Consider the following 8,707-nt stretch of genomic DNA (forward strand, 5'->3'; position numbering starts at 1 on the left):
GGGGGGGGGGGGGCCCCCGCGGGGGCCCCCCCGGGGGGGGGCCCCCCCCCCCCCCGGGGGCCCGCGGGGGGGGTTGCGGGGGGGGGGGGGGGGGGGGGGCGCCCCGGCGGCCCCCCCCCCCCACCGGCGTGTCCGGTCCCGTGCCCGCGGGCCGACCGTGCGGCTTCCGGCGACGGCGGCCAGCTCCACGCCTGTCATGCTGTCTGACAGGTTCACGGGTCGATGATGCGCGCCCGGCGAGGCTGCGTCAAGGTCCGCTTCACCGGCAGCTCCGCGAGCGAAATGCCCGGCGTCCTTCGTGGTCGCGCGCCCGGCGGTGCCGTCCCGTGTCGCGCGTGCGCGGGCCCTCGGGGGACGACGCGTGCACAAGTGATCGGATTTGATCGGATGGCCCGCGCAGGGCAGGCTCGGTGCCGCACAGTGGCGGATCCGCCACGGTCCGGCACGGAGGGAGCCGCATGTCCGGGACCGAGTCCAGCAAACCGACCGCACACGTCGTCGTCGGGTACACCCCGCAGGACGGTTTCGTCGCCGTCCAACTCAGTCCGCCCCCGGCGGAGTACGTGTGGCACGACCGGCAGGCCGAGCACCACCTGGAGCGGTTCGGGCCGGGTAACGGCTACCAGCAGTGGATCGCCGTCGACGTCGCGGCCGGCGCCGTGTGGTTCGGGGACAGCGACTGGCGGACTCAGGGCGAGGACGCCGCCGGCTGGCTCCCCGGGCACCGCCGGGCCACGGTCGGCGAGGGCGCGCTGCCCTCCCCGGCGGTGTTCGCTCTGCCGCTCACGCACCGCACGGTCGACGACCGGGGCGCCGACACCTGGCGCTTCTTCACCGCCGGGGAGCTCCACGCGCTGGTCCGACGGGTGTTGCCCCTGGTCCAGCGCGTGATCGGCTCGCTGCACCGGGTCGGTCCGGACGAGGAACTGGAGTGGTCCGCCGAGGCCGCCACGGCCTGGACGGACCTCGAACAGGCCTGCCGGTTCACGCTCGATGAGACGGGAACGGTGATCTGGGCCGAACCCCGGATGAGCCCGGTTCCGGCATGGCGGGTCGAGGTGGCGGACTTCCTCGCGCGGAACCCGGAGCTGTGCGATCCGGCCTGGGCGACGGCTACCGACGCCGAGCTGGACGGATGCGCCGCCTACCGGCCCGACTCCGGTTACGGCGGCGTGCCGGGGCGGATCTGTGCTCCGGCGGGTGTCCGGATCGAGGAGGGCTACGTCTTCTACGGTCACCGTGCGGCCCTGTACGCCCATCGCGCGGCCGCGTGCGGCGACCGGAATCCGGTCGAGGCCGGGCTCTGGCTGCGGACCAGCGACGCCGGACGGTGCAGCTGGGAGGGCGCGAAGGTCGTGGGGGCGAGTCTCGCCGACGCCCCTGACTGCGTGTTGGACCACCTTGCCGAGACGTTCCGCGGTGCCGCGGCCGACGACGGCGTGGTCCTCACCGGCCTGGCGGAGTACCTGCGGCACGAGCGGGCCGTGGAGAGGACGGCCGTCGACGACACGCTCTGCGCCACCGGGGAGGAGCTGAAGCGCCTGGAGGAGCTGCTCAAGGAGGTCCGCCTCGTCCGGAACACCGTCCTGACCCGCGTCCTCAGCTGGAGCGACGGGCGGGACGACGAGGTGATCGCCCGTCTCGCGGCGATGCCCGCCGGCGCCGTGGCCGAGTGGCGTGAGCGGCTCACCGCCGATCGGAGCACGCTGTCGCAGGGCTGAGCGGCCGCCCGGAGGCCGGCCCGCCCGCGGGCCGGCGACTTCCGGTGCCGCGCCCGTCGCGGCGTCGCCCCGGCTCATGAGAGGGCGTCCAGGGCCTCGGCGGCGAGCATCCCCTCCAGGGCCAGGAGGGCGCGCGGGGCGTGCCGGGTGTCGATGCGGACGGTGTAGATGAAGCGCGTCAGCTCCGGGCCGGCGAGGCGGCGCGCCACGACCTGGGTGCTGTCCGGAGGGACGGCCAGCCGCGGCATGACGGCGACGCACAGACCGGAGGCCACGAAGCCGAGCACGGTGTTGAAGTCGTCGCCGTCGTATTCGAGGCGGGCCTGGAAACCCGGTGTCCTGGCCATCTGGGCGAGCAGCTCCAGGCGCAGCGCTGCCTCCGGAGCCGCGATCCAGGTCTCGGACGCGAGGTCGGCGAGGTCGATGACGTCCCGGTGGGCGAGGGGATGGTCGGCCGGGACGACCGCCACGACCGGATCACGCGCGACCAGCGTCCGGCGCAGCGTCCGGGGCGGTGGCATCGGGATGAAGTCGTAGTCGTAACTGAGAGCCAGGTCCATGTCTCCGCGCTTGAGCCGGCCGTAGCCGGCCTCGGGCTCCACCTGGGAGAGGCTGACCCGGACATCGGGATACGCCGCGTGGAGCTCCGCCAGCGCCCGGGGGACGATGCCGGCGGCGGAGGAGGCGAACGCCCCGAGCCTGATCCGCCCGGCCGTTCCCGCGCGCATCGCGTCGAGTTCCAGGGACGCCGCGGCCAGCGCGCTCCGCACGCGCTGTTCGGCGTCGAGGAGGACGGTGCCGGCCGGGGTGGCGCGCACGGGGCGGCGCTCGATCAGGATGAGGCCGGCCCGGCGTTCGAGTTCGGCGATCTGCTGCGAGACGGCGGGCGCGCTGTATCCCAACTCGCGTGCGGCGGCGTTGAAGGAGCCGTGGCGGATGACGGCTTCGAGGGTGGCGAGCAGCCGGGGGTCGAGTCTCTGCACGGAGTTAAGGCTCACTTATCTGTCGCGAAGATGTCTTTTCTTGTGCTTAAGCATGAATGGCAGCAGGATTCTTGCTCGCGGCCCGGATGCGCAAGCCTCCGCCCCCGGGCCGGCGCCCCACCCCACCCCCGCCCCCGCGCTTGCCGGGCGCGTCCGCGTGCCCTGCGGGCCGTGCACCCCCTCCTGCGCCGCCCGCCCGCGCCGCCACCGCCGGGCGGGCCGCAGGAGACGGCCGCCGGCCGTCGACCCCCGCTCCCGAAAGGACGTGGTATGCCCAAGCCACTCATCGGCCTCACCACCTACCTCGCCCAGGCCCAGTGGGCGGAGTGGGAGTTGCCCGCGGCACTGCTGCCCGCGGCGTACGTCAGCTGCGTCCAGGCGGCGGGCGGCCGGGTGGTCCTGCTGCCACCGGACGCGCCGGAGGCCGCGCCCGACGTCGTGGCGCGACTGGACGCGATCGTCCTGACCAGCGGCGAGGACCTGGATCCCGAGCTGTACGGAGCCCAGCCGCATCCGTGCACGGGGCCTCCGGTCCGCGAACGCGACCGCTGGGAGCGGGCCGTGCTGGCCGAGGCTCTGGCGCGTGACATGCCGGTGCTCGGAGTGTGCCGCGGGATGCAGCTGATGAACGTGCACGCGGGCGGCACCCTGATCCAGCACCTCCCCGAGACGGTGGGCCACCACGGGCACAACCTGCACGGCGGCCACTTCGCCCCCCACGCCGTCACCACGGTGGCCGGGACGCGGATCGGCGCGCTCCTTCCGGGGACCCGCCAGGTCGCCACGCACCACCACCAGGCGGTGGACTCCCTCGGGGCCGGCCTGGTCGTGGGCGCGCGGACGGCGGACGGCACCGTCGAGGCGATCGAGAGCACCCGGCACCGCTTCGCGGTCGGCGTCCAGTGGCATCCCGAGATGGCCTTCGACTCGGCCGTGGTGCACGCGCTGGTGGCCGCGGCCCGGTCGGCTCCGGCCGCCGCCCCCGGCGGCGCCGGCGAGCGGAAGGTGCGGGTCCGGCCGGGTTCACCCCGGGTCACCGGCACGGCTCCGGTGTCTTGACACCGTGGTGTTCCAAGCCCCAGGATCAGCCCGTGAACCTGTCAGACAGCCAGACAGGTGGTGCGGTCCCCCCGCGGCGCGTCAGCGCCATGGAAGCGGTGTTCGGCCACCTGCGCAGCGCCATCGAGCGCGGTCAGTACGCCGTGGGGGACAAGCTCCCCTCGGAAGCGGAGCTGTGCCGGACGCTGGAGGTCAGCCGACCCGTGCTGCGGGAGGCCCTCCGTGCCCTGCAGGCCATGGGCCTGACCGTCTCGAAGACCGGCAAGGGCACCTTCGTCGTGGCGAACACGGTGGAGGACCCCACCTTCGGCGACTACGCGGCCAGCGACCTCCTGGAGGTGCGCCGGCACGTCGAGATCCCGGTCGCCGGCTACGCGGCGCTGCGCCGGAGCCCCGAGGACCTGGACCACCTGGCCCACCTGCTCGACCGGATGGAACGGGAGACCGACACCACCGCGTGGGTCGCCCTGGACACCGTGTTCCACCTGGCGGTGGCCGAGGCCTCCGGCAACCCGGTGTTCCGCAGGGTGATCGAGGAGATCCGTGACGCACTGGCGCGTCAGTCGACCTTCCTCAACGAACTCGGCGGTCGGCGCGAGCAGTCCAACTGCGAGCACCGCGCGATCGTCGAGGCCCTGATCGACGGTTCCGAGTCCGACGCCGTCGAGGCGATGTCCCACCACCTCCACCGCGTGGAGGCCACCCTCACCGACATCGTGCGCCCCCAGCGCGCGGACACCTCAAGAGAAGGCAGAGCCGAGGCGTGAGCGAGCAGTTCCTCAAAGACGAGAAGCGCCCCACGACCCGTCACGTCGACGCCGGAGACACCGGCTACAGCAAGTCCCTGAAGGCCCGGCACGTCAACATGATCGCCATCGGCGGTGCGATCGGCACCGGGCTGTTCCTCGGCGCCGGCGGACGGCTCGCCGACGCCGGCCCCTCCCTGTTCGTCGCGTACGCCATCTGCGGCGTCTTCGCGTTCCTGGTGGTGCGGGCGCTCGGCGAGCTCGTCCTGTACCGCCCCTCCTCCGGTGCCTTCGTCTCGTACGCCCGGGAGTTCCTGGGGGAGAAGGGCGCCTACACCGCCGGCTGGATGTACTTCCTCAACTGGGCGACCACCGGCATCGCCGACATCACCGCCGTCGCCACGTACACCCACTACTGGCACCTGTTCTCCGACGTCCCGCAGTGGGTGATCGCGCTCATAGCCCTGGCCGTGGTGCTCACCGTGAACCTCATCTCGGTGCGGATCTTCGGCGAACTGGAGTTCTGGTTCGCCATCGTCAAGGTCGGCGCCCTGGTCGTCTTCATGGGCATCGGGATCTTCCTGCTCGTGACCCAGCACCCGGTCGACGGCGCCGTGCCCGGCCCGTCCCTGATCACCGACAACGGCGGGATCTTCCCCAACGGGCTGCTGCCGATGCTGCTGATCATCCAGGGCGTCGTCTTCGCCTACGCCTCCGTCGAACTGGTCGGCGTGACGGCAGGGGAGACCGAGAACCCCGAGAAGATCATGCCGAAGGCGATCAACTCGATCATGTGGCGGGTGGGCCTGTTCTACGTCGGCTCGGTCGTGCTGCTGTCGATGCTGATGCCGTGGAACCGGTACACCTCCGGCCAGAGCCCGTTCGTGACGGTGCTCTCCCACATCGGTGTCCCGGCGGCGGGCAGCGTGATGAACCTGGTCGTCCTCACCGCGGCGATGTCCTCGCTCAACTCCGGCCTCTACTCGACCGGCCGCATCCTGCGCTCCATGGCCGTCAACGGCTCGGCTCCGCGCTTCACCGCACGGATGAGCCGCACCCAGGTGCCCTACGGCGGCATCCTGCTCACCAGCGGCATGTGCGTCCTCGGCGTCGGCCTCAACTTCGTCGTCCCCGCAGACGCGTTCGAGATCGTGCTCAACCTCGCGGCCATCGGCATCATCGCCACCTGGGGCATGATCATGCTCTGCCACCTCCTGTTCTGGCGGAAGACCACGTCCGGCGAACTGACCAGGCCCGAGTACCGGCTGCCCGGCTCGCCCTGGACCGAACTCGTGACGCTGGCCTTCCTCGTCACCGTCCTGGTCCTCATGTACGCCGACGGCGGCGCCGGACGCACCACCGTGCTGTGCGTACCGCTCATCGCCGCCGTCCTCGTCGCCGGCTGGTACGCGGTCCGCGGGCGCATCGCGCGCGTCGCGGCCGGAACCGACGACTGAACCCGGGTGGCCCGGGGGATCCGCGGGCCCACCGCGCCTCCGCCCGGGCCACCGCCGTCAGGCACCCAGGTCAGCTGCCCCAAGCCATCACGATCGAGGCAACCATGCTCACCAGCCTTCTCGCGGACGCGCCCGCGATCCGCGAGCCCCGCCACGTCCCCCTCGCCCACGTCACCCGAGGCGGTGTGGTCGAGAGCACCCACCACGGCTCCGTCGTCGTCCTCGGCGGCGACGGCGAGGTCCGGTTCCAGCTCGGCGACGCGGAGGCCGCGTGCTTCCCGCGATCGGCCCTCAAGCCCGTCCAGGCCGTCGCCATGGTCCGGGCGGGACTGCCGCTCGACGGTGAACTGCTCGCCGTCGCGATGGGCAGCCATTCCGGCGAGGAACGCCACCTCGCGGCCGCCCGGCGGATCCTGACGCTCGCCGGTCTCACCGAGGACGACCTTCGCAACGTCCCCGACCTGCCGTACGACCCGGCCGTGCGCGACACCTGGATCCGGGAGGACCGCCCGCCCTCCCGCATCGCCCAGAACTGCTCCGGCAAGCACGCCGCGATGCTCCACCTGTGCCGGCTCAACGGCTGGCCTCTGCAGGACTACGACGCCCCCGGGCACCCGCTCCAACGGATGATCGCGGACACCGTGGAGGACCTCACCGGCCAGCGCATCGCGCACGCCACCCTGGACGGCTGCGGCACCCCCCTGTTCGCCGTCTCCCTGCACGGACTGGCCCGCGCCGCCGCGCGCATCGCCACCGGCGCACCCGGGACCCCCGAGTTCCGGGTGGCGGCCGCGTTGCGCGAACACCCCGAGATGGCCTCCGGTGCGGGGCGGGACGTGGCCCGGCTGATGCGCGCGGTACCGGGGCTGCTCGCCAAGGACGGTTTCGAGGGCGTCCAGATCGCCGCGCTGCCGGACGGCCGCGCCGTCGCCCTGAAGATCGCCGACGGGGCGAACCGGGCGCGTGTCCCGGTGGCGGCGGCCGCCCTGGCGCTGGCGGGCGTCGACCCGCGGCTGCTCAGCGCATTCGCGGGGGAGCCGGCGACCGGCGGCGGCCGGCCCGTCGGCGGCGTGCGGCCGGTGACCGCGCTGGACCCGTCCGCCCTGCTCGCGCGCCCGTGACCCGACCCACTACTGCCAGAAGAGGACCCGCCCAGCCATGACCGCCGCCACCCGTAGCGAACACGACCTGCTCGGGGACCGGGACGTCCCCGCCGACGCCTACTGGGGCGTCCACACCCTGCGCGCCACCGAGAACTTCCCCATCACGGGCACGCCCATCTCCGCCTACCCGCACCTGATCGACGCGCTGGCCGCCGTGAAGGAGGCCGCCGCCCTCGCCAACGAGGAACTCGGCCTGCTGGAACCCACGAAGGCCGCCGCGATCGCCACCGCCTGCCGCGAGATCCGCGGCGGCAAGCTGCACGACCAGTTCGTCGTGGACGTCATCCAGGGCGGCGCCGGCACCTCGACCAACATGAACGCCAACGAGGTCCTCGCCAACCGGGCGCTGGAGCTCCTGGGACACGCCAGGGGCGAGTACCGCCACCTGCACCCCAACGAGCACGTCAACCTCGGCCAGTCCACCAACGACGTCTACCCGACCGCCGTCCGGATCGCGACGGTCTTCGCCGTGCGGGGCCTGCTCGACGCGATGGCCGTCCTCCAGGACGCCTTCGCCCACAAGGCCGTCGAGTTCCGCGACGTCCTGAAGATGGGCCGCACCCAGCTGCAGGACGCCGTGCCGATGACGCTCGGCCAGGAGTTCTCCGCCTTCGCCGTCATGCTCGACGAGGACCGCAGCCGGCTCGCGGAAGCCGTCCGGTTGATCCACGAGATCAACCTCGGCGCCACCGCGATCGGCACCGGCCTCAACGCTCCCACCGGGTACGCCGAAGCCGCGCGGCGCCACCTCGCCGGCATCACCGGGCTGCCCCTGGTCACCGCGGCCAACCTGGTCGAGGCCACCCAGGACTGCGGCGCGTTCGTCCAGATGTCCGGCGTGCTCAAGCGCATCGCCGTCAAGCTGTCCAAGACGTGCAACGACCTGCGGCTGCTGTCCTCCGGGCCGCGCGCCGGCCTCGGCGAGATCAACCTGCCGCCGGTGCAGGCCGGTTCGAGCATCATGCCGGGCAAGGTCAACCCGGTGATCCCGGAAGTGGTCAACCAGGTCGCCTTCGAGGTGATCGGCAACGACGTCGCGATCACCATGGCCGCCGAGGCGGGGCAGCTGCAGCTCAACGCCTTCGAGCCGATCATCCTGCACTCGCTGTCGGAGTCGATCACCCATCTGCGCGCCGCATGCCTCACCCTCGCCGAGCGGTGCGTCTCCGGCATCACCGCCAACACCGAGGTGCTGCGCGCGACCGTCGAGAACTCCATCGGGCTGGTGACCGCCCTGAACCCGTACATCGGGTACACGGCCGCCACCGACATCGCCAAGGAGGCCCTCGCCAGCGGCCGGGGTGTGGCCGAACTCGTGCTGGAGCGCGGCCTGCTCCCGGCGGAGCGGCTCGCGGCCCTGCTGCGGCCCGAGGTGATCGCCGGCAGCGGCGTGGCCGTGGTCTGAGACCGTCGCCGGCGACGCGGCCGGCCGCCGTCCGACGGTCCGGCTCGGGTCGGAGTGTGGTCGCCGGGGCACCCGCGCTTGCGCGCGGGTGTCCTGGTGGTGGTGTGGGCGTCGTGTGGTCGGTGGGGTGGGTCAGTGTTGGAGGGTGAGGAGGGCGGGGCGCCAGGGGAGTC

The 8,707-nt window shown here is 72.9% G+C and carries 7 protein-coding genes; 6 read left to right on the plus strand and 1 reads right to left on the minus strand.

The window, feature by feature from the left end; translation table 11 throughout:
* Nucleotides 1–458 precede the first annotated feature (458 nt).
* Nucleotides 459–1,721 (plus strand): hypothetical protein, encoded by a 1,263-nt coding sequence (locus tag ACIA8Q_RS33680; protein WP_396318304.1) that lies wholly within the window; start codon nucleotides 459–461, stop codon nucleotides 1,719–1,721.
* Between the two features lie 74 nt (nucleotides 1,722–1,795).
* Here ACIA8Q_RS33680 and ACIA8Q_RS33685 read toward each other — a convergent pair whose 3' ends face one another.
* A complete protein-coding gene (locus ACIA8Q_RS33685) occupies nucleotides 1,796–2,704 on the minus strand; it encodes a LysR substrate-binding domain-containing protein (protein WP_360212059.1) in 909 nt (302 codons plus the stop codon).
* Nucleotides 2,705–2,974: 270 nt separating this feature from the next.
* Between ACIA8Q_RS33685 and ACIA8Q_RS33690 the strand changes: the two genes are divergently transcribed.
* From ACIA8Q_RS33690 to aspA, 5 genes are all read left to right on the plus strand, one after another.
* Complete coding sequence (locus tag ACIA8Q_RS33690; RefSeq protein WP_360212061.1) at nucleotides 2,975–3,763, plus strand: gamma-glutamyl-gamma-aminobutyrate hydrolase family protein; 789 nt, start codon at nucleotides 2,975–2,977, stop codon at nucleotides 3,761–3,763.
* Nucleotides 3,764–3,852: 89 nt separating this feature from the next.
* Nucleotides 3,853–4,530, plus strand: a complete 678-nt coding sequence (locus ACIA8Q_RS33695; RefSeq protein WP_360212199.1) for a FadR/GntR family transcriptional regulator — start codon at nucleotides 3,853–3,855, stop codon at nucleotides 4,528–4,530.
* Nucleotides 4,527–5,966, plus strand: coding sequence for an amino acid permease (locus tag ACIA8Q_RS33700; RefSeq protein WP_360212063.1), 1,440 nt, complete (start codon nucleotides 4,527–4,529; stop codon nucleotides 5,964–5,966). Before ACIA8Q_RS33695 ends, ACIA8Q_RS33700 begins: the two co-directional genes overlap by 4 nt.
* A 104-nt stretch (nucleotides 5,967–6,070) precedes the next feature.
* Nucleotides 6,071–7,087, plus strand: a complete 1,017-nt coding sequence (locus ACIA8Q_RS33705; protein WP_360212065.1) for an asparaginase — start codon at nucleotides 6,071–6,073, stop codon at nucleotides 7,085–7,087.
* Nucleotides 7,088–7,124: 37 nt separating this feature from the next.
* Nucleotides 7,125–8,534 carry an aspartate ammonia-lyase gene (aspA, locus tag ACIA8Q_RS33710; protein WP_387906451.1) on the plus strand — a complete coding sequence of 470 codons (1,410 nt, stop codon included), beginning with the start codon at nucleotides 7,125–7,127 and terminating at the stop codon, nucleotides 8,532–8,534.
* Nucleotides 8,535–8,707 lie beyond the last annotated feature (173 nt).

The sequence above is a fragment of the Kitasatospora sp. NPDC051705 genome (genome assembly GCF_044453265.1).
GTDB lineage: Bacteria > Actinomycetota > Actinomycetes > Streptomycetales > Streptomycetaceae > Kitasatospora.